The 21,005-nt window shown below is 28.4% G+C and carries 20 protein-coding genes; 19 read left to right on the top strand and 1 reads right to left on the bottom strand.

Features of this window, described 5'->3' with window-relative positions:
- Window positions 1-14: 14 nt before the first annotated feature.
- From IR151_RS06140 to IR151_RS06055, 18 genes are all read left to right on the top strand, one after another.
- The gene (locus tag IR151_RS06140; RefSeq protein ID WP_227433636.1) at window positions 15-521 is read left to right on the top strand and encodes a chemotaxis protein CheW; all 507 of its coding nucleotides are present in this window, start codon (window positions 15-17) and stop codon (window positions 519-521) included.
- A gap of 146 nt (window positions 522-667) precedes the next feature.
- Window positions 668-1,627: a diguanylate cyclase gene (locus IR151_RS06135; RefSeq protein ID WP_227433635.1), complete on the top strand. Its 960-nt coding sequence runs from the start codon at window positions 668-670 to the stop codon at window positions 1,625-1,627.
- Window positions 1,628-1,668: 41 nt separating this feature from the next.
- Window positions 1,669-3,372, top strand: a complete 1,704-nt coding sequence (locus IR151_RS06130) for a methyl-accepting chemotaxis protein (protein ID WP_227433634.1) — start codon at window positions 1,669-1,671, stop codon at window positions 3,370-3,372.
- Window positions 3,373-3,433: 61 nt separating this feature from the next.
- A complete protein-coding gene (locus IR151_RS06125; RefSeq protein ID WP_227433633.1) occupies window positions 3,434-5,560 on the top strand; it encodes a chemotaxis protein CheA in 2,127 nt (708 codons plus the stop codon).
- 12 nt (window positions 5,561-5,572) lie between these two features.
- On the top strand, window positions 5,573-6,013 hold the full coding sequence (locus IR151_RS06120; RefSeq protein ID WP_227433632.1) for a chemotaxis protein CheW: 441 nt from the start codon (window positions 5,573-5,575) through the stop codon (window positions 6,011-6,013).
- A 36-nt stretch (window positions 6,014-6,049) separates the two neighbouring features.
- Window positions 6,050-6,853, top strand: coding sequence for a CheR family methyltransferase (locus tag IR151_RS06115; RefSeq protein ID WP_227433631.1), 804 nt, complete (start codon window positions 6,050-6,052; stop codon window positions 6,851-6,853).
- 39 nt (window positions 6,854-6,892) lie between these two features.
- Window positions 6,893-7,474: a CheB methylesterase domain-containing protein gene (locus tag IR151_RS06110; protein WP_227433630.1), complete on the top strand. Its 582-nt coding sequence runs from the start codon at window positions 6,893-6,895 to the stop codon at window positions 7,472-7,474.
- A gap of 119 nt (window positions 7,475-7,593) precedes the next feature.
- Window positions 7,594-8,457 (top strand): DUF3298 and DUF4163 domain-containing protein, encoded by an 864-nt coding sequence (locus tag IR151_RS06105; RefSeq protein WP_227433629.1) that lies wholly within the window; start codon window positions 7,594-7,596, stop codon window positions 8,455-8,457.
- Between the two features lie 147 nt (window positions 8,458-8,604).
- On the top strand, window positions 8,605-9,594 hold the full coding sequence (locus IR151_RS06100; protein ID WP_227433628.1) for an ornithine cyclodeaminase family protein: 990 nt from the start codon (window positions 8,605-8,607) through the stop codon (window positions 9,592-9,594).
- Window positions 9,595-9,686: 92 nt separating this feature from the next.
- Window positions 9,687-10,298 (top strand): hypothetical protein, encoded by a 612-nt coding sequence (locus IR151_RS06095; protein ID WP_227433627.1) that lies wholly within the window; start codon window positions 9,687-9,689, stop codon window positions 10,296-10,298.
- Window positions 10,299-10,585: 287 nt separating this feature from the next.
- The gene (locus IR151_RS06090; RefSeq protein ID WP_227433626.1) at window positions 10,586-11,365 is read left to right on the top strand and encodes a DUF975 family protein; all 780 of its coding nucleotides are present in this window, start codon (window positions 10,586-10,588) and stop codon (window positions 11,363-11,365) included.
- Between the two features lie 204 nt (window positions 11,366-11,569).
- Window positions 11,570-11,929: a BlaI/MecI/CopY family transcriptional regulator gene (locus IR151_RS06085; protein ID WP_227433625.1), complete on the top strand. Its 360-nt coding sequence runs from the start codon at window positions 11,570-11,572 to the stop codon at window positions 11,927-11,929.
- A 10-nt stretch (window positions 11,930-11,939) separates the two neighbouring features.
- Window positions 11,940-13,262: a M56 family metallopeptidase gene (locus tag IR151_RS06080; RefSeq protein ID WP_227433624.1), complete on the top strand. Its 1,323-nt coding sequence runs from the start codon at window positions 11,940-11,942 to the stop codon at window positions 13,260-13,262.
- Between the two features lie 213 nt (window positions 13,263-13,475).
- The gene (locus IR151_RS06075; RefSeq protein ID WP_227433623.1) at window positions 13,476-13,883 is read left to right on the top strand and encodes a hypothetical protein; all 408 of its coding nucleotides are present in this window, start codon (window positions 13,476-13,478) and stop codon (window positions 13,881-13,883) included.
- A 411-nt stretch (window positions 13,884-14,294) separates the two neighbouring features.
- Window positions 14,295-14,690, top strand: coding sequence for a hypothetical protein (locus tag IR151_RS06070; protein WP_227433622.1), 396 nt, complete (start codon window positions 14,295-14,297; stop codon window positions 14,688-14,690).
- 426 nt (window positions 14,691-15,116) lie between these two features.
- Window positions 15,117-16,898 carry an indolepyruvate ferredoxin oxidoreductase subunit alpha gene (gene iorA / locus IR151_RS06065; protein WP_227433621.1) on the top strand — a complete coding sequence of 594 codons (1,782 nt, stop codon included), beginning with the start codon at window positions 15,117-15,119 and terminating at the stop codon, window positions 16,896-16,898.
- Complete coding sequence (locus tag IR151_RS06060) at window positions 16,898-17,473, top strand: indolepyruvate oxidoreductase subunit beta (protein WP_227433620.1); 576 nt, start codon at window positions 16,898-16,900, stop codon at window positions 17,471-17,473. Before iorA ends, IR151_RS06060 begins: the two co-directional genes overlap by 1 nt.
- A 363-nt stretch (window positions 17,474-17,836) precedes the next feature.
- Window positions 17,837-18,493, top strand: coding sequence for a hypothetical protein (locus IR151_RS06055; protein WP_227433619.1), 657 nt, complete (start codon window positions 17,837-17,839; stop codon window positions 18,491-18,493).
- Between the two features lie 218 nt (window positions 18,494-18,711).
- Here the strand turns inward: IR151_RS06055 and sleC are convergent, their stop codons facing one another.
- Window positions 18,712-19,983 carry a spore cortex-lytic germination protein SleC gene (sleC, locus tag IR151_RS06050; RefSeq protein ID WP_227433618.1) on the bottom strand — a complete coding sequence of 424 codons (1,272 nt, stop codon included), beginning with the start codon at window positions 19,981-19,983 and terminating at the stop codon, window positions 18,712-18,714.
- A gap of 250 nt (window positions 19,984-20,233) precedes the next feature.
- Between sleC and IR151_RS06045 the strand changes: the two genes are divergently transcribed.
- Window positions 20,234-20,986 (top strand): PrsW family intramembrane metalloprotease, encoded by a 753-nt coding sequence (locus IR151_RS06045; protein ID WP_227433617.1) that lies wholly within the window; start codon window positions 20,234-20,236, stop codon window positions 20,984-20,986.
- The last annotated feature ends 19 nt before the right edge of the window (window positions 20,987-21,005 follow it).

Raw genomic sequence — 21,005 nt, 5'->3', positions numbered from 1 at the left:
GGGGGAGGTATTAAATGAGATTTCCAGATGACCCATATTTAGGTTATGAGTTAGTAGATGAGGGGATTAAGTACCTAAAATTTAAAATGGACGAACAGAACTTTGGTATTGAACTTGAAAAAGTCATAGAAATTGTTGGGAATCAGGAAATCATATTTATTCCAGAACTTCCAACCTATTCAAAAGGAATAATAAATTTGAGGGGAAAAATTATCCCGATAATAGATATGCATTTGAGACTGAGGAAAAATAATTTAAATACTACTGATTATGTATATATAGTAATAGCCGGATTGGAAAATTTAGTAGTGGGATTTATGGTTGATAAAGTTGAGGAGATAATAGATTTAGAAGAAAATCAGATATCACCTCCACCAAGGGTTACTCTTGAATATTCAGATTATTTTGTAAGTGGTATTGGAGAGATAGACAATCAAATAATTACCTTGTTAGATTTGAAGAAGCTTTTGACTGATGAAGAAGAACTTTTGATAGATGAATTGCTTTTTAAATACAATTAAACTATCATGTAACACAGATATATAATTTAGTGGCATTGTAATTATATTATAATGAGAACATTTAGAACTATAGTGGTATAATTATTAAGTGTAAGAATTTTAAATTATTAAAATTTGAATATATTATGTTTAAGAGAGGTTTGGATATGGAAAATAAGCAACAAGGAACAATTTTAGTTGTTGATGATAGTGTTCTAATGTGCGATTTAATAGATAAAACACTTACAAAAGATAATTTTAAAGTCATAAAAGCATTTAATGCAATAGAAGCAAAAGAGTGTATTAAAGAGTGTACACCAGACATTATTCTGCTTGATATAATTTTGCCAGACAATTCTGGATTTGAATTGTGTAGAGAACTCAAATCTAATATTCGTACAGAAGATATACCTATAATTTTTATAACTTCAAAAAATACAGATACAGATGTAGTAAAGGGTTTTGGAGTAGGAGCAATAGACTATATGGTAAAACCTTTTAGTATGACAGAATTAAAAGCTCGTGTTATGGCTCATATTGAAGTCAAAAAATCTCAAGATAAATTAAGAAAAATAAATAATGAACTGGAATCTTCTCTTGAAAAATTAAATAGATTAGTTGTAAGGGATTATCTAACAGGTCTTTACAATAGACGTCATATAATTAATCAGCTTATGGAACAAAGAAAAATTAATAGATATAGTCATGAAACAGTATCTCTTATTCTTGGAGATATTGACGATTTTAAAGTTATTAATGATACTTATGGTCATGAAGCAGGAGATTTTGTGCTAACAGTAATCTCAAGTATAATTAAAAAGAATTGTAGACAAATTGATACTGTATCAAGATGGGGTGGAGAAGAATTTTTGATAATGCTCACTAATACTTCAATAGAAGGGGCAAAAATACTTTCAGAGAGAATTCGCAAAGAAATAAAGGAATTTGAATTTAACTATAAAGGAAATGAAATAAAGTGTACTATTACATTAGGAGTAGTAGAGGTAAACTCAAACATATCATTAGAAGAAAATATATCCCTAGCAGATAAGGCAATGTACGAGGGAAAAAATCTAGGAAAAGATTGCAGTGTAGTAAGTACAATGAATGGACTAAAGAAGATATAGATTGATATCTTGATAAACTTACTTTATAAAGGAGTATAGATATGAAAAGAGAAGTAAAGCTTTCCAAATTGGCAATAGTATTGCTAATTATTATAGTACTAGCTGTTATGGCAGGCATTTTTTCTTCAATTTCATCTTATAAAGCATTTGAAAAAGTGGAAAAAAGTATCAATGACATGAACAATTTGAGAAATGAAAGTCAGTATATAAAAGACACAACAAGAGAAGTTTGTGACATGTTAAGAAGGTACGTTTTTACAGGTGAAAAAAAGGATAAAGATGTCTATGAAAAAGAGCTATATGGAAAAACAAGAGAATCTGCTTTAAATAAACTTGAAAAAATTGGTCTTACAAAGACTGAGTCAAATAAAATTTTGGAAGCTAAGGAGATATCTGATTCTTTGGTACCAAAAGAACAAAGTGCTATAAATGCAGTTGAAAGTAATGACAAGAGCTTAGCTCAAAGTATAATTTTTAGTAGCGAATATGTAGAATCTCAGGAAAAAATGGATTCTTTAATAGATGAATTTCAAGAGGATGTAGTTACTCGTTCAAATTCTGAAATTGTAGAAGTTAAAAAAGAATTACAAAGTTTGATACTAAGAACGATATTTATACTCTCACTATTAATCATATTAACAATAATAGAATATGCAGTAATAAAACTAAAGATAGTAATTCCTATTAATAAAGTAGAAAAACATTTTTCAAGAATTGCATCGGGTGATTTAAGAACAAGTATAGATGTTGAAGAAAGTAAATCTGAAATAGGAATGTTAGTAAGTTCTGTCAAAAAGATGCAAGATATGTTATTAAATTATATAGACCTTATAGACAGTACATTAACTAGCATTGCAAAAGGGGATTTAAGAATAGACATAGAACAAGAATTTATAGGAGATTTTAAATCAATCAAAACATCATTAGAAAGTATAATAAATTCTTTTAATGATGATTTCTATGAAATAAATCTGTCAGCTGAGCAAGTTGCAAGTGCATCAGAACAAGTAGCAGCAGGAGCACAAGCTCTTTCGCAGGGTGCTACTGAACAAGCTAGTTCAGTAGAAGAATTAGCCTCTACAATTAATGAGATATCTGATGGAATTAAGCAATGTGCAGATAGTGCTAGTCTTGCATGTGAAGTATCTGACCAATCAGCATTACAAGTTGGTTTTGGAAGTAGATGTATGGATGATATGATGACATCAATGGAGGCAATAAGTGAAAAATCAAATGAAATATCAAAGATAATCAAAACCATAGATGAGATAGCTTTTCAAACTAATATTCTTGCATTAAACGCAGCCGTTGAAGCAGCAAGAGCAGGCCAATATGGTAGAGGATTTGCAGTTGTTGCAGATGAAGTTAGGTCTTTGGCTGGAAAAAGTGCTAAAGCAGCTCAAAACACAGCAATTCTTATAGAAGAAGCTATTAAAACAGTGGAAAATGGTGTCAAAATTGCAAAAGAAACTGCAAAAGCATTAGACTTAGTTGTAAATGGTGTAGAAAAAACTACTGATTATATTAATGGAATTTCTTCATCTGTGCATAGTCAAGAGATAGCAATTACACAGATTTTATCTGGAATAGAGCAAATTTCAATAGTAGTTCAAATGAACTCTGCAACAGCAGAGGAAAGTGCTGCAGCTTCAGAAGAAATGTCTGCTCAAGCACAAATTTTAAAAGAATTAGTAGAAAAATTTCATCTAAAAGAAAGTGAGATAAGAAAATCATCGTGGATTTAGATTATAGAATATTATATATAAGAAAAAATAGAAATTTATTTGTCGACTGTAGGTGATAAATATGAATTACATTGAACCAAGTATGAGACCAATGTTAGATATGTTTATATTTGAGACAAGTCTATTACTTGAGCAATTAGATGAAATTATGATTCAGACAGAAAAAGAAAGAATATTTAGCGACAGTAATATTAATGAAACTTTTAGAATTATGCATACAATAAAAGGCTCAGCTTCTATGATGGGTCTAGATAATATGTCTGCTTTAGCACACAGTGTAGAAGACCTATTTTATATTATACGTGAAAGAAAAATAGAGATTATAGATAATGATTTATTGTTTGATTTAGTTTTTCAAGCATTAGATTTTATAAAATATGATATTGGTAAATTACAATCAGGAGATTGTACAACTTCTGATTGCTCTAGCTTTATAAAAGATATTGAAGATTATGTAAGTACTCTAGAACTATCAAGTTCTACAAAATTACAAGATAAGTTGAACTTAGAAGACACATACGAAAAAGAAATAAATAATTTAAATTTTTCATATAAGGAAGGTTCAGACATAGTCAAAATAGTTTTTGAACAAGATTGTATGATGGAAAATGTAAGAGCTTTTATGCTTACATTTGAATTGCAAGATTACTGTGAATTTCTAGCATTTTATCCTGAAGACATAGAAAAGAATACAGGTACAGCAGAATATATTAAAAAATATGGATTTTATATACAATTTATTGCTAAAGATGATAAAAACATAATTTATAAAACAATAAAAGATAATCTATATGTAAAAGAGTATTCAAATGTTGATAAAGATGATATATATACAAGTGAAAAACAGGATGATATGTTGGTGAAAAACCCAAAAACTAATTTGGAGACAAATTCTAAAGATGAAAATAATTTTGTAAAAGAAAAAAGTGCATTACAAGAAAGTGTCTTAAATGAGAAAATTGACTTAGAGCAAGATGTTTTAATTGAAGGAAATGAGCATCTTCCTATAAGTAAACAAAATATTATGACTGTAAATTTAGAAAAACTAGATTTACTTCAAAATATAGTTGGAGAAATTGTAATTATGGAATCAATGGTTGTAAATAGTGTAGATTCTAAAGGTGTTGATATAGATAATTTCAATAAAGCAACCAGACAATTACATAAGCTTACAGATGAATTGCAGGATATAGTAATGTCAATGCGTATGGTTAAAATTGCAGGTGTATTTCAAAAAATGCATAGAATTGTACGAGACATGAATAAAAAATTAGATAAAAATGTTGAACTAGTAACTATAGGAAATGAAACAGAAGTAGATAAAAATGTAATGGATAATTTAGCAGAACCATTTATGCATCTTATAAGAAATGCTATGGACCATGCAATAGAGCCTGCTGATGAACGCATATCTAAGGGTAAAAAAGAAATAGGAACTATAATTTTATCTGCTGAAAATTTAGGCGGAGAAGCTGTCATAAGTATTTCAGATGATGGCAGAGGTCTCATGAAAGATAAGATTTTGGAAAAAGCTAAAGAACAAGGTCTTCTTAAACATCAAATTAATGAATATACTGATGATGAAATTAACTCTTTAATTATGACTCCAGGATTTTCTACAAAGGAATCTATAACTGAATTTTCTGGTAGAGGAGTAGGGATGGATATTGTTCGTAAAAGTATTGAAAAAGTTGGTGGTTCAATTGGTGTAAAAAGTACAAAAGATGAAGGAACAACATTTACTATAAAAATACCACTGACACTTTCTATAGTAGAAGGTATGGAGTTCAAAGTTGGAAACTCGATGTTTACTTTGCCAATATCATCAATAAGAAGTACATTTAAACTTGCAGATTTAAGCCAAGTAATTAAAGATGGTAGTGGAACAGAATTAATTACAATATATGGAGCATGTATTCCTATTATAAGATTGCATAAAATATATGATATTCATACAGATATAACTGAATTAGTAAATGGAAATATGATAATCATAGAAAATGAGTATAAAGCAGTATGTATTTTTGTGGATGAAATAATAGGAACTCAACAGGTTGTAGTAAAGCCATTTCCAGTTTATTTTAACAGATTTAATATGAAAAACAATGGTTTTTCAGGATGCACAATACTTGGTGATGGAAGTATAAGTCTGATTATAGATGCAGATAACATTATGGAAATATATTAGGGGATTTAAAGTATGTCTACAAATGATATTATAAAACAAGTATTAACATTTTATGTTAATGATGTTATTTATGGAATAGAATTAGAAAATGTAATTGAGACTATAAGGTTTCAACCAATAACATATGTACCACGTCTTCCAAATTATATAAATGGAGTTATTAATTTGAGAGGAAGAATTATACCAGTTATTGATATGCATATTAGATACAATCTTCCTGAAGTTGATTATAATGAGAGAACATGCATAATAATTATAAAAATTGATGAGTATCAAGTTGGAATTATTGTAGATAAAGTTGTTGATGTCGTTCTTATAGATGACTTAAACTTACTAGAGACAACTATTTCTAACAACATAAATATAAATAAAGTTATAAAAGAGATTGTAAAAGTTGGAGATAAGTCTATACTAATTTTAGATATTCGAAAGTTTCTAATTGACAGCATGTAATTAGCTTTGATAAATTGGCAGGAGGAAGTTTTTTGTATGATAAAACTCACTGATGAAGAATTTAAAATTCTTGTAAACTATATAAAAAAAGAGTACGGAATTGATTTAAGCAAAAAAAGAGTATTAATTGAAGGACGACTATATAATACAATGCGAGAAAGAAAGTTTAGTTCTTTTAGTCAATATATGAACCTATTATTTAGAGATAAGACAGGAAATGAAGCTATAAATTTAATAAATAGGTTGAGCACAAATCATACATTTTTTATGAGAGAACATCAGCATTTTGAGTATATGTATAATAATATACTTCCTTTTTGGGAAGAAAATAATAAACTCAGAAACTTAAATATATGGAGTGCAGGTTGCTCTAGTGGAGAAGAAGCATATTCAATAGCTATGACTTTAGATGATTATTTTGGGAGTAGGAAAGACCTGTGGAATATTAAAATTATAGCCACAGATATTTCAATGAATTCACTTGAAAAAGCTAAAAGAGCTGTATACACAGAAGCAAATGTTGATAATGTTCCAAAATTATGGAAGAAAAAATATTTCATAGATAATAAAGATGGTACATTTAAAGTTTGTGATAAGATTAGAAAAAGTGTATTTTTTAAACCATTCAATTTAATTGAAGATTTCTCACATCAACTTTTTGATTTGATTTTTTGTAGAAATGTTATGATTTATTTCGATTTAAAAACAAAAGAAGAGCTTATAAATAAATTTTATGATGTAACTAAAAAAGATGGATTTTTATTTGTAGGTCATGCAGAGATAGTAAATAGAAGAAATACAAAATACGACTATGTAAAACCTGCTGTTTATAAAAAATAGAAGAATATTTTAGATATATGATTTTGTGGGGGCGGTAATGTGGAAAATATTAATAACAGGGTCATTGCTATAGGCGCATCTATAGGTGGAACAGAAGCAATACTTGAGATTATAAAAGACTTACCAAAATCTACACCAGGGGTTATTGTAGCTCAACATATGCCAGCTATATTTACTGAGATGTATGCACAACGACTTGATAAGCAGTGTATTATGAATGTAAGAGAAGCTAAAAATAATGATAGAGTAGAGCAAGGAAATGTACTTATTGCACCTGGTGGATATCAAATGAAATTACATTTAGATAAAGATGGGTATTATGTAACTTGTGAAGAAGGTGAAAGAATAAGTGGACATTGTCCATCTGTAGATGTTTTGTTTGATTCAGTAGCACAAGTAGCAGGTAAAAACTCAGTAGGAATAATACTTACAGGAATGGGTTCAGATGGAGCAACTGGACTTTTGAAAATGAGAGAGAAAGGTTCATTTACAATTGGGCAAGATAAAAATTCTTGCATTGTATATGGAATGCCAATGGTAGCATTTGATAGAGGTTCTGTTGTAATCCAATTACCACTTGATAAAATTTCAAGTTGTCTGATAAGTCATCTTAATATTTGAAAAGAAAAAGATTAATTTTTATAAATAAAAATTAATCTTTTATTAAATTATATGGATAAAAAACCCTAGAAACTCCAAATATAATAAGAGAGATTTATATTTAGGAGGAAAATAATAAGATGAAATTTTTTAAAGTAAATACGAAAGCTAGAGTTTTAAGATATGTGTTTGTTTTATCCTTGACTATAATAGCTATTTTAGCAATTAAACATGACTATAGATATAATAATTTGGGGAAAGATGCTTTACTTAATCTAAATAAAGACAAAGAAGCTGTAAGCGTTATGAGTAATCAATCATTGCCAAAAGATACTACAAATAGTAAACAAACTTTATCAGTAAGTACAATAGGAAGTAAGACAATAGTGAAAAATGATGAATATATAGAAAGTACTATAAATATGCCTATAATAACAAATTCAAATAAGATTGTTGAAAGGTCTACAAATGATAGAATAAAAAATGATATATTTGAATTTTATAACAAATCGTATAAAGAGGCAAAACAATACCTTAAAGATAATCCTGATGAAGAAAATAAATTTGTTGCAAATGTAGACTTTGAACTTAAAAAGAATACTGATTCTGCTCTTAGTATAAAGGTAAGATATTATACTTACAGTGGTGGAGCACATGGTTATTATCAAGATATAGCTTATAATGTAGATATGAGAACAGGGAAGTTTTTAGAATTAATGGACTTATTTAAAGATAATACTAAATATAAAGAAGTTATAGATGAGGAAATTAAACAACAAATAACTGATTTAGAAAAGAAAGATAAAGAAAATGTAGGAATATATAATTTTAAAGGGATAAAAGAAAATCAAAATTTTTATTTGCAAGATGATAACTTAGTTATATATTTTGATTTATACGATATAACTCCATATGCAGCAGGAATACCAGAATTTTCAATAAACAAAAAACTAATAAGCTATATGTTAAAATCGGAGTATGTAGATTTGTTTAATTTGAAATAGGATTATTTAATTTGAAATATATTTATTTAATTTGAAATATATTTATTTAATATGAAATATATTTATTTAATATGAAATAGAATTTGTATTAAAATGTTATGTTATAATATCTAGCATAGAAACTTATTAAAATTGGGGGTATATAAAATGCTACTTTTAAAAAAAGACGACATAAAAAAAGTATTTACTATGAGAGATGCAATTGAGGCTGATAAAGAGGCTTTTAGAATTTATTGTGAAGGAAAAAGTGTAACTCCTTTGAGAACTAATATACCAGTTCCAAGTCAGGATGCTAGTATGTTATTTATGCCAGGATATGTAGAGGACTTAGGGTGTGCAGGAATAAAAATTGTATCTGTATTCCCTAAAAATGCTCAAAAAGGCAAACCAGTAATTCCAGCAACAGTATTATTATTAGATGGGGAGACTGGAGAAGTATGTGCTGCTTTAGATGGTACTTATATAACTCAAGTTCGTACTGGTGCAGCATCTGGTGCAGCTATAGATGTTTTAGCTAAAAAGGATTCTAAGATAGGGGCTTTAATAGGCTTGGGAGGACAAGGTGAGTCACAACTTGAAGCTATGTTAGAAGCTAGAAATTTAGATGAAGTAAGAGTTTTCAGTAGAAATAAAGAAAGTAGAGAAAAATTTGCAAAAGAGATGAACTTAAAGCTAAGTAAATATAATACTAAAATAGTTGCAGCTGAGTCATCTGATGAAGCCATAGATAATGCTGATGTAATAGTTTTAGCAACAACATCAAAAAAACCAGTATTTGATGGAAATTTGGTTAAAAAGGGAGCATTAGTGAGTGCTGTAGGTTCATACTTACCAGATATGCAAGAGATGTGTCCAACTTGTTTAACTAGAGCATCTAAGATATTTTTTGAATCAACAGATGCAGTTTTATCAGAATCAGGAGATATATTAATTCCTCTAGAAGAAGGTAAAATAAGCAAAGCTGATTTTAGTGGTGATTTGGGAAATGTTATAAATGGAACTATTTCCGGAAGAGAAAATGATGACGAAATAATTGTGTTTAAAAGTGTCGGAATAGGTGTACAAGATGTCGTAACAGCGAAAAGAATATATGATAAAGCAAAAGATAGAGGGATTGGAATAGATTGGGAATGGTAAAATTTTCAAAATAAACTTATAATTAGACAAAATTATGCTATAATATTAATAAATAAATTTTTTTATTCAATTAACTGAGGGAGGATATTTGTATGAAAATGGTAAAAAAATTAATCTTATCTTCTATTATGGCTTTAGTTTTAGTTCTAACTATAGGCTGTTCTAATGCAGAAGAAAAAGTAAAGTCGAATTTTGAAGCTAATTTAGCAGCACTAGAAATGTATAAATACGATGAAAAAGGCATTTCTGATGCTTTAACAGAAGCTGAATATAAACAAATTCAAACTTATAATAACACAGATAAAGTTTCAATGCTTGCTCAATTAACACCTCTTTATGGAAAAGAGAATGCTGAAAAGATATATGACACAATTGTTAAATTAATACAAGGTGTTGAAAAGACAGTAACAGTAGATTCTTCTAGTAAGGATAAGATAACTTTAAAAGTTGTAAGTAAAGCATTGGATACTAGTAAAGTAATGTCTGAGGCAAACGATTTAGTAAAATCATATGTAACTGATAAAAATAATTACAATAAAGCAGAAAAAGAAGTTCAAGATGATATGGCAAAAATGATTATAGACCTTTATAACAAAAAGCCAACGAAAGATGTTACAACTTCAATTACATATACAAAAAAAGATGGTAAATGGCAACCACCTAGCAATATACAAAAATTATGTGAAGGAATATATACAATTTAATTTATTTTAAAGACACTAAAACTATCTTTTAAACATATAATAAACTGTTTGAAAGATAGTTTATTTTATTATTTATTGAATACTATTTTTCAAATTTATTTGATATACTTGGCAGTTTTGACTATATAAAACTTTCAATACAATTATGCTATATCTTGATAAAACATGGTGAATAATTGTGTGTTATATAGTCGAAAATATGATATATTAATATTATATTATATGATAAAAGTTTATTTATATGCTTTTAGGGAGATTTTTTATATAAAATGAAAGGGGTGTTTTTTATGTTATCAAGGCAAGAATTAAAAAGAGTATCAAAAGCTCAGTTATCTGGAAACTGGGGAACATGTGCAATTAATATGGCAATATATATTGCGTTGATAGTAGCTATATCATTTATAGGATTGCCTTTTGAACCCTTAACTACTATCATAGTAGCGATAATAGGTTTTTTAGTTGCAGCAGGATTTACATGTATGTTTTTAAAGATTACTAAAGATAAAAAAGTCAAGATGGGAGATATCTTCGTAAATGGAAGAATTTATTTAAGAAGTTTTGGACTTTATATATTAGAATCAATTGCTGTTTATATTTATTCTTTTATAATCACAATTATCGGAGCATTTTTGTCATTTGGAGTTTTACTCACTAGTGGAGCAATTGAATACCTATCAAGTAATAATGTTGGAGTAGGAACTGTAATTTCTACTGCCATAACTCTAGTTATTATAGTAATTGTGTTGATGTTGCCAGTTTATATATTGTTATTATACATTTCTCAAGCTGCTTTTTTAATATGTGAAGATAAAGATAATCTTGGTGTATTTAAAGCAATGGGTGCTAGTTTAGATATGATGAAGGGTAATGTACTTAAACTATTTATATTAAATCTTAGCTTTATAGGATGGTATATATTGACTATATTCACTTTAGGAATAGGTTTGTTATGGTTAATTCCATATATAGGAGTTACTAATTGTAATTTCTATAGAGAATTATTAAAAGATAATCCAGATGTAGAAGATATATTATTAGATAAGGAAAAATCTTATTCTATGTATTAAGATGGTTTTATAGTTAAATAAAATAAAGCTTTATTTAGATATTAAAGTATAAAAATGACAAGACTGTCTTTTACAAGAACTATTTCTTTAAAGGACAGTTTTTGTTATTAAAAAAATAAATGGTTGACATCACATAGACTACTGTGATAGTTTTAAATTATAATATTGACTATTGTGATAACCATATTTGAGGAGCGATTTTATATGGAAATAAAATTATTTGATTCAGAACTTAAGGTTATGGAAGTTCTATGGGAGATAGGAGAAAGTAAGGCAGGGGAATTAGTAAAAGTTTTAAAGGAAGAAACAGGATGGAATAGAAACACTACGTATACAGTTATAAAAAAATTAGTATCAAAAGGTGCAATAGAAAGAATTGAACCAAACTTTGTTTGTAGACCTTTAATAAGCAAAGAAGAAGTTCAGAAGCATGAAACAGAAAGCTTAATTAATAAAATGTTTGGAGGGTCTTCAGAGAAATTTCTTTCAGCTTTTATTAATAAAGAAAATCTCTCAAGTGATGAGATTACAAAACTTAAACAAATTGTTGAGAAATTAAAGTGAGGTAAGATTAATGTTCACTAAATTGTTAGAAATGAGTGTTACTTCTGGGGTTTTAATTTTAATTGTTATTTTTATAAGAGCATGTTTGTTTAAAAAATTGCCTAAAAAAGTATTTGTATTATTATGGTTAGTTGTTTTGTTTAAACTTTTAGTACCAGTAAGTTTAAATTCTACTTTTAGTATTTATAGCATTATTGAGTCAAATTTTGATGCTCAATTGGGAAATGCATCCGCTGTGGATTATTCAATTAAGAAGAATAATAATTCTATCAGTAAGAATAATTTTGGAGATTCTAAGGCTTTATTCAATCTTGAGAATTTTACAGCATTGGAAATATCAAGTATTTTAACGTTTGGAATTTCTATTACTTTTATTATGTTTTTATGCTTTAAGTATACCAGGACGATTAATCTTTTTAAAACTTCGATACATATAAAAAATCATGAATTTATTAAAAAGTGGGCATATGATAATAGAGGTCTTAGAAAATTCTTTGTTTGTATTTCTGAATTTACTAAAACACCTCTTACAACTGGTATTTTAAAACCGAATATTATTTTGCCAAAACAAATGGACTATAGCAATAACCAAACTCTAAACTTTGTCTTAACTCATGAATTGGTTCATATCAATAGGTTTGACAATATATTGAAGTTGTTTATGATTGTAGCTCTTGCTGTCCATTGGTTCAATCCTTTAGTTTGGGTAATGCTTTTTTTATTGAATAAAGATATAGAATTTAGTTGTGATGAAAAGGTAATGAGTATAGTTGGTGAAGAATATAGAGCTGATTATGCAACTACGCTTATAAGTTTAGCAGAGGAACATAATACATTTCCAATGACACTTTATAACGGATTTGGAAAGACAAAGATAGAAGAAAGAATAGTTAATGTTATGAAGTTTAAAAAATCAACCTATATTACTTTTTTAGTTTCAGCTGTGTTAATTTGTGGGACTAGTGTTGTTTTTGCAACTGGAAATAAAGAAATTGATGAAGTTGAATCTTTTAATCTAATGGAAATTGAGCAAAGTAATAAAAACGACTTTTCAATAGGAGGTCAGCCATTAAAAATAGAATCTAAGATAAATAATACAAATATTTCTGTGGGATTATCAGCTAAAAGTGATGAAAGCATTGATTTAAGTACATCAGAAACATATAAAATGCAGAAAATTACTTCAAAGGTTGATGTAGAAGAAGTGTATTCTAATATGTCAAAGTATTCAGTTGTACCAACTGATAATATTTCTAAGAAGATATCTGTAACAAAAAGTATGAAGATTTTAACAAATAATAAATTGCAGTATAAAGATTCTGAAAGCAACTAGATATATGACAAATAAGGATGGGTTGAGAATTAGGAATACTATCTTAAAATAATTAAATTTATTTTGAGATAGTATTTTTTATTAAAAAATTTTATAGAAATACTTGACACAATTATGACTATTGTGATAGTCTAAAGATGTAGTAAATAACTATTGCAATAGTCATAATGAACTACACTACCCAAATAAATCTCTAAGAAAGGAATATAAATTATGAAAATAAAAAAATCCCTTATAAGTGCAATGATGGTATCTGCTATGGTACTAGGAGGAACAGGAGCAGTATTTGCAAGTGGAAATGACGATGTATCTAATATTGAGTTATCTAAGTTTAAATCTCTAGTAGAATCAGGTGTAACTGATGCTGCTGACTTAGAAAAACATGGAGTTGAGTATTATACTTATGAAGAGTACGCTAAGCAGATTGAAGAGTTAAAAGCATATGCTAAAGACTCTTCAGCAGTTAAAGATGTAAGTTCAAAAGACCTTGAAGATACAATTAAGATTATGGAAAAAGATTTAGAAAAGATAAAAACTGAAGGCTTAAAGATAATGAAACCTATCGTAATAGATAATGAAGATGGAACTCAATTGGCAGTTTCTTTATCTAGAGCTGAATAATTAATATTAAATTTTTTAGATATAGGTGGAAAAAGTATTTAAAAAACTAAATAAGCGTAATTAAACATAGTAAACAAGAACAAAACAAGTAACAAATAAACGATAACAAAAGGCTTAAAGTCTATATGAAGATAGAGAAGTAAAAAATAAACAAATTAAATAGTATAAAAATAAATCTAGTCAAAGTAAAAGTATTAAACCCAGTTTGTAATGTTAACATTTTTTATATGTATTAAGAAATGTTAACATTACTTTTTTTATTCAAAATATGGATTTTTACTAAAAAACGTTGTAGAAATACTTGACATAAATATGACTATTATGATAGTCTGAAAGTGTAGTTAATAACTATTGCAATAGTCATTGTGAACTACACTACCCAAATAAATCTCTAAGAAAGGAATATGAGTTATGAAAATAAAAAAATCCCTTATAAGTACAATGATGGCATCTGCTATAGTATTAGGAGGAACAGGAGCAGTATTTGCAGATGGAAGTAGTGATGTATCTAATATTACATTAGATAAATTTGATTCTCTAATAAAATCAGGAATAACTGAGCCTGCTGACTTAGAAAAATATGGAGTTGAGTATTACACTTATGAAGAATATGCTAAGCGTATTGAAGAATTAAAAGAGTATGCTAAAGACACTACACAAGTTAAAGACTTAAGTTCACAAGACCTTGAAAATACAATTAAGAGTATGGAAAAAGATTTAGAAAAGATAAAAAATGAAGGTTTAAAGATTATGAAACCTATTAGAATAGACAATGGAAATGGATTGATAGGTTTCTATGGTCGTTAAATAATTAAATGATACAAAAGTAAATCTAGCCAAAGTAAGAGTACTAATTCAGTTTGTAATGTTAACATTTTTTAATGTATGTTAAGAAATGTTAACATTACTTTTTTTTTATTTAAAATAATATTAAAAATATTATGAAAATTCTAACGAAAATTAATTCTTAATTATTAGAGTCATTAAAATTTAAAGAAAAATGGCAATTTGGTATTTTAAAAGTGAGTTTTAAAAAAATTAAGGCTATTGGCATGGCAATTGCTTAGTAAATAAAATAAGAACAATATTATAAATTTATGGATTCATATTATTATTTGCTATCAATATTTAAATTGTATTGATAATAAATATATAGTTGATAGCTTCTAAAATGTATCGCTAACAAATACACTAAGTTATCAAAGAGGTATTATTTCTAAGGAGGGGGAAAGCATGAAACAATTGCTTACAGGAAATGAGGCAGTAGCACGTGGTGCTTACGAAGCAGGCATATCTTATGCAGCTGCTTATCCAGGAACACCAAGTACTGAAATATTGGAAAATATAGCACTATATAAAGATGACATAATTGCAGAGTGGGCACCAAATGAGAAAGTAGCAGTAGAGTCAGCAATAGGAGCCTCTATTGCAGGAGGTAGAGCCCTTGCAGCTATGAAGCATGTTGGAGTAAATGTTGCTGCAGACCCAATATTTACATATGCATATATGGGAGTAAATGGTGCGATGATTATTGTATCTGGAGATGACCCTGGCATGCACTCATCACAAAATGAACAAGATAATAGACATTATGCTAAATTTGCAAAGATAGCTATGATAGAACCAAGCAACAGCCAAGAATGTAAGGATATGCTAAAGGCTGCGGTTGAGATAAGTGAAAAATACGATACAACAGTTTTATTTAGAATGGTGACTAGAATATGTCATAGTAAAGGACTTGTTGAGTTAGGAGAAAAAGAAGAAACAATTGTAAAAAAATATGAAAGAAATCTTTCTAAGTTTGATGCTATTCCAGCAACTTCAAGAGGATTAAGAATTAAACTTGAAGATAGATTAAAAAAGCTTGAAGAGTTTTCTAATGAAACTGACTTAAACTTTATAGAATGGAATGATAAGAAAATAGGCGTGATAACTTCAGGAGCTTCTTATGAGTATGCTAAAGATGTGTTTGGAGATACTGTATCATATTTAAAATTAGGATTTACATATCCTCTTCCAACAAAGAAGATAAGAGGTTTTGCAGAACAAGTAGAAACTGTTTATGTAATCGAAGAATTAGAACCTTATATAGAAGAACATCTTAAAGAAAATAACATACCATGTATTGGAAAAGAAAAGATACCTAATATAGGTGAGTTAAATCCAGATATTATAGCTCAATCAATTTTGGGAGAAAAAAGAAAACTAATAGAGTATAGCCAAGAAAAAATAGTTGGCAGACCTCCAACTTTATGTGCAGGATGTCCACACAGAGGATTTTTCTATGAGCTAGGAAAGGTTAAAAATGTACTTATAAGTGGAGATATAGGATGTTATGGTCTAGGAGGAGCAGAGCCTTTAAATGCTAAAGATACTTGTATATGTATGGGAGGAGGGCCAGGTGTAGCTCATGGAGCACAAAAGATATTTACTAAAAATAATATTAACATGAGGACTATATCTACAATAGGAGATTCAACATTCTTTCATACAGGAATAAATGGTCTCATAGATATAATCTACAACAAAAGTAATACTGTAACATGTATTCTTGATAATAGAATTACTGGAATGACTGGTCATCAAGAAAATCCTGGAACTGGATTTTCATTGCAAGGTGATGTTACTGAAATGATGGACATTGAGACTATAGTAAAAGCTTTGGGTTGTAAAAATGTAAAGGTAGTTAATCCTAATATGTTGAATGAAGTTAAAGAAGCATTAAATTGGGCTTTATCAATTGATGAACCTTCAGTAATAATCACTAGATGGCCATGTGCATTAAAAAAATTTACAGAAGATGATAAAAAAAGATTCGACCTTACACCATCAATTTGTAGCGTAGATGATGAGAAATGTATTGGATGTAAGAAATGCCTTACAACAGGATGCCCTGCTTTGAGATTTGATAAATCTAAAAAGAAATCAAGTATAAATCAGGCTCAATGTGTAGGATGTACAGTATGTGCACAAGTATGTCCAGTAAATGCTATAAAAAAGGTTGGTGAAAAGTAATGAAAAAGGTTAAAAATGTATTGTTATCAGGAGTAGGAGGTCAGGGTACTGTTTTAGCAAGTAAAATACTTTCTGCTGGTCTTATAGATGCTGGATATGATGTTAAGATGTCAGAGGTTCATGGTATGGCTCAAAGGGGTGGAAGTGTAACAACACAAGTTAGATATGGAGAAAAAGTACACTCTCCTATACTTGGAAAAGGAGATGTTGACGTATTAGTTTCATTTGAGACTATGGAGGCTTTAAGATATCTTGATTTTCTTAAGCCTGAGGGTAAATTAGTAGTAAATGATTATGAAATGCCTTCTGCACCAATTTTAACAGGTAGAGTGGATTATCCTGAAAATATAATAGACGATATTAAAGAAAAAGTGGATGTAACAGTGATAAAGGCAGTTGATATTGCCAGAGGTTTTGGAAATGAGAAGGTTATGAATGTAGTACTTTTGGGAGCATTGATTAAGGCTTTACAGTTAGAAAATGATATAGATTGGGAAAAGATAGTATCACAACAGGTTAAACCTAAGTTTATAGAAATTAATATAAAAGCTTTAAGAGAAGGAATGAATATTTAGAAAATAAAAATTACAGATAAAAAACTATATAAAGAATCAGAAAAAATAATTATATATAATATACAAAGGGTTAGGAAAGATTAATTATAGATATAATACAAAAAGGGTTAGGAAAGATTAATTAAAAATATAATATATAAAGGGTTAAAAAATAATTGCAAAAAAAAACTATATGTAATAGTTATTTAATGCAATAGCTATTTACTGAGATAGTTATTTAAAAATGAAATTTTATCAATTTAAACATGGAAAATGAATACCTAAGTAAGTAATATTTAATAAATATATTTATATAGAGATAACAATAAAATAAATACTTGAAAGGAAGGAGAACTATTTAGATTATTAAATAGTATTTATAATATGAAAAAAGGCGATTTTATATGGAGTGGAGTTCTTATTTGTCTTATTGCTATTTTAGTGATACCAAGTAGTAGAGCGGTATTTATGGAAGCAACAGGTGCACATCCATATATTGGAGGTTTTTTCAAGTTTGCTGTGTTAGCAACAATGGGAGACTTACTTGGTGCTAGAATTTTGCATAAAGACTGGAAAATACCAGTAGGAATCTTTTACAGAGCCGTAGTTTGGGGAATTATAGGTGTAGTTACAACATATGCTATGTCAATTTACTCAGCAGGTGTAGGGCAGGCACAAGTAGATGGTATGCTTCCATTTGAAGGAATAGCTTTTGCAAATGCTCTATTTAAGAGTGCAACTATGAATATATTAATGTCACCAACTGTATTTTTATTCCATAAGGTTATGGATTGTTTTATAGATAAAAAATACGAAGTTGGAAAGGGTGTTAAGGTAGTTCTTAAAGATGTAGTAAATGTTGTAGACTGGAATGCATATCTTGGTTTTAGTGTTTTGAAAACTATACCATTTTTCTGGATACCATGTCATACAATTGTATTCTTGTTCCCTGCTGAATATAGAGTAATTGCCTCTGCTTTTGCATCTATAGCTCTAGGATTAATTTTAGCATTAGCCAATAAATCTAAAGCTACAAATTAATATTATTAATAAAGTTAGAGTTATTAAGTTAGAATTATTGATTGCTGTTTTTAAGAAGCTTAAAATCCCCCATTTAAGAGTTTTAAGGTTCTAAAATAATAAGTTATAACTACAAAAAATGGCTGCTAAGACTATTATGATTATAGGTTAAAAAACTTATAACAGATAGTAGTTTATAACAGCCATTTTTTATGTTAAGCTAATAAGTTAGTTAAAATCTAAATTAGAGGATTTAAAGAAGCTATTCTAGTTGTAGCTACGTAAACCCTGGATATTTCATACCATGTCTTAAAGTCAACTACTCCAGTTTGAGGTAAACCAAAAATTCCTTGGAATATTTTTACAGAATTTTCTGTATCTGTACCATAGATTCCATCTTCCCTCACTTTTGGTATAGCTGGATAAGAATTAGATATAGCATTTAACTGGTTTTGTATAGTTCTAACGTATTGTCCAGAAGAACCAACTTGTAGTGTAGTTCCAGGAAATGATACTGGTACACCACTAACTACTGGAGCTTTTTCAAACACTATTTCGTCTCCATAGAAATATCTTAGTATTCTTTCATAATCGTATCCTTGGTCACCTAGGTCCTTACTACCCCATTGAGTCATTTGATTAGGACATTGAGATTTTTGACCATCACAATATTGAGCTAGTAGTGGCTGTCTTGATGTAGGAGGTCTTTTTATAAATGTATTAAATATAGCATCTACAACTACGTTAATTGGTTCAAATAAGTTTCTATTGTTTATAAATTTATGGTCATATGCTGTTGATGAGGTGATTGTAAAGTTATATCCTTTGTTTCTGTACCATTCAGTAAAGACTCTATTTAAAGTAAATGATATTATAGCTATTACATTTGCGTAGATTGTCTGCTCAGGCCAAGTTGAATATATTTCAGATGAGGCTATGTTTTTAATGTACTCTTTAAATGGAATCCAATAATTTGCCGCTGATGTATTTTCTGGTAAACCATCATGAACTACTATAAATTCAGGCACTACAGGGTTATCTAATACAACAAAACCAGTAGGTGGTGGTAATGGTTTTAGGTTACTTTCTGGAATTTTAGGAGGATAAGTACCGTATAAAGTATGTTCTCCTATATCAAAAATCAATTCACTTTGTCTTGAGAAGGAACGCTTACTTCTTGTTCTAGGAAACATAGGAACTCCTTGTCTCGCCTCAATTGTAGCTAGTAACTGTGTCCCTTCTATGACAACTGTCTCATATCCATCCGCTATAGCTTCTACTATATACTGGCTGTAAGGTCTAACATCAGATGGTTGTAGAGAGTAATCTACATCTGGTGCTGGTAATACTAATCCAGTCACTTGGCCAGATTCATTACTTATTAGGTTCTGGTATAAAGTTGATGAGCTTTGGCTACCATTAGACATTGAATATATGTTTACTGTTGCATTTTGAATGGGTCTATTGTTAGTAGCATCAATTATACTTACTGTTAAGAAACCATCTTGCATCAAATCACCCTTTCTTTAAATGAATTTAGTTCCCTTATATTTCAAGATATGAATATGGCTTGAGATTTGTTAAATAATATAGATATAAATTTAAATTTTTTTAAGTATTTTTAACCTATCAAATGATAAAGAGTTTAGTATATAAATTTGAGTGTAGAAAAATTTAAAATAAAAGCTGAAAGAAAATAAATTAAAAGTAAGTGTATATTTAAAACACAAATAAACTAAAAATAAGTAGTAATTATAAAACATGAATGAATTAAAAACTTTGAAAGGAAAATTACCTATGAAGCTGGATTTATTTTTATTAGCAGTAGTACCTATATTAATAGGTATGTTTTGGATAAGATCTAAAGATAAATATTGTAGAGAGCCACTAATCCATTTAATTAAATTTTTTATGATAGGTGCTTTTTTAAGTGTTATAATTATTCTTTTAGAAAATCTATTAATGAAGTTTAATGTATTTGAAGGATATTCAGAATTATTATATGTATCATTTATAGTTGCAGGTCTTGTGGAAGAAGGTGTAAAAGCTTTAATACTAATTCCTTCATTGATTAAAGAAAAGCATTTTACTGAAAAATTAGATGGTATTATTTATTCTGTATTTTTATCTTTAGGATTTGCAACAATTGAAAATATAGTTTATATTTTCTCTGAAAGTAGAAATTTAGCACTACAGGTTGGTATTAATAGAGCAGTTATCTCCATTCCAGCTCATGTAATGTTTGCTATTACTATGGGATATTATATTTCTAAGTATAAGTTTGAGGGGAATGAAATTAAAAAACGTGAATACTTATTTATGGCTGTATTAATTCCGATTTTATTACATGGAGTTTTTGATTTTATATTGATGATAGAATATAGATGGGCTATTATATTATTTATAGTTTATGTCATAATTTTGTGGAAGATAAATCTTGATAAACTTGAAAAATATATGAATAACTCTAAAAAAGTGTTTTTTGGAAACTTAAAGAAAAAGAAAATAAAATAAATGACGAACAAGTAACGCA

This window comes from Clostridioides sp. ES-S-0006-03 (assembly GCF_020662275.1).
Taxonomy (GTDB): Bacteria; Bacillota; Clostridia; order Peptostreptococcales; family Peptostreptococcaceae; genus Clostridioides.
Note: the sequence above shows the minus strand (reverse complement) of the source record. Positions and strands in the feature narration are given on the sequence as shown.

Excerpts from the sequence above, each read along its gene's own strand:
- IR151_RS06140 (WP_227433636.1), top strand. The coding sequence starts at position 15 with ATGAGATTTCCAGATGACCCATATTTAGGTTATGAGTTAGTAGATGAG.
- IR151_RS06135 (WP_227433635.1), top strand. The coding sequence starts at position 668 with ATGGAAAATAAGCAACAAGGAACAATTTTAGTTGTTGATGATAGTGTT.
- IR151_RS06130 (WP_227433634.1), top strand. The coding sequence starts at position 1,669 with ATGAAAAGAGAAGTAAAGCTTTCCAAATTGGCAATAGTATTGCTAATT.
- IR151_RS06125 (WP_227433633.1), top strand. The coding sequence starts at position 3,434 with ATGAATTACATTGAACCAAGTATGAGACCAATGTTAGATATGTTTATA.
- IR151_RS06120 (WP_227433632.1), top strand. The coding sequence starts at position 5,573 with ATGTCTACAAATGATATTATAAAACAAGTATTAACATTTTATGTTAAT.
- IR151_RS06115 (WP_227433631.1), top strand. The coding sequence starts at position 6,050 with ATGATAAAACTCACTGATGAAGAATTTAAAATTCTTGTAAACTATATA.
- IR151_RS06105 (WP_227433629.1), top strand. The coding sequence starts at position 7,594 with ATGAAATTTTTTAAAGTAAATACGAAAGCTAGAGTTTTAAGATATGTG.
- IR151_RS06100 (WP_227433628.1), top strand. The coding sequence starts at position 8,605 with ATGCTACTTTTAAAAAAAGACGACATAAAAAAAGTATTTACTATGAGA.
- IR151_RS06095 (WP_227433627.1), top strand. The coding sequence starts at position 9,687 with ATGAAAATGGTAAAAAAATTAATCTTATCTTCTATTATGGCTTTAGTT.
- IR151_RS06090 (WP_227433626.1), top strand. The coding sequence starts at position 10,586 with ATGTTATCAAGGCAAGAATTAAAAAGAGTATCAAAAGCTCAGTTATCT.
- IR151_RS06085 (WP_227433625.1), top strand. The coding sequence starts at position 11,570 with ATGGAAATAAAATTATTTGATTCAGAACTTAAGGTTATGGAAGTTCTA.
- IR151_RS06080 (WP_227433624.1), top strand. The coding sequence starts at position 11,940 with ATGTTCACTAAATTGTTAGAAATGAGTGTTACTTCTGGGGTTTTAATT.
- IR151_RS06075 (WP_227433623.1), top strand. The coding sequence starts at position 13,476 with ATGAAAATAAAAAAATCCCTTATAAGTGCAATGATGGTATCTGCTATG.
- IR151_RS06070 (WP_227433622.1), top strand. The coding sequence starts at position 14,295 with ATGAAAATAAAAAAATCCCTTATAAGTACAATGATGGCATCTGCTATA.
- iorA (WP_227433621.1), top strand. The coding sequence starts at position 15,117 with ATGAAACAATTGCTTACAGGAAATGAGGCAGTAGCACGTGGTGCTTAC.
- IR151_RS06060 (WP_227433620.1), top strand. The coding sequence starts at position 16,898 with ATGAAAAAGGTTAAAAATGTATTGTTATCAGGAGTAGGAGGTCAGGGT.
- IR151_RS06055 (WP_227433619.1), top strand. The coding sequence starts at position 17,837 with ATGAAAAAAGGCGATTTTATATGGAGTGGAGTTCTTATTTGTCTTATT.
- sleC (WP_227433618.1), bottom strand. The coding sequence starts at position 19,983 with ATGCAAGATGGTTTCTTAACAGTAAGTATAATTGATGCTACTAACAAT.
- IR151_RS06045 (WP_227433617.1), top strand. The coding sequence starts at position 20,234 with ATGAATGAATTAAAAACTTTGAAAGGAAAATTACCTATGAAGCTGGAT.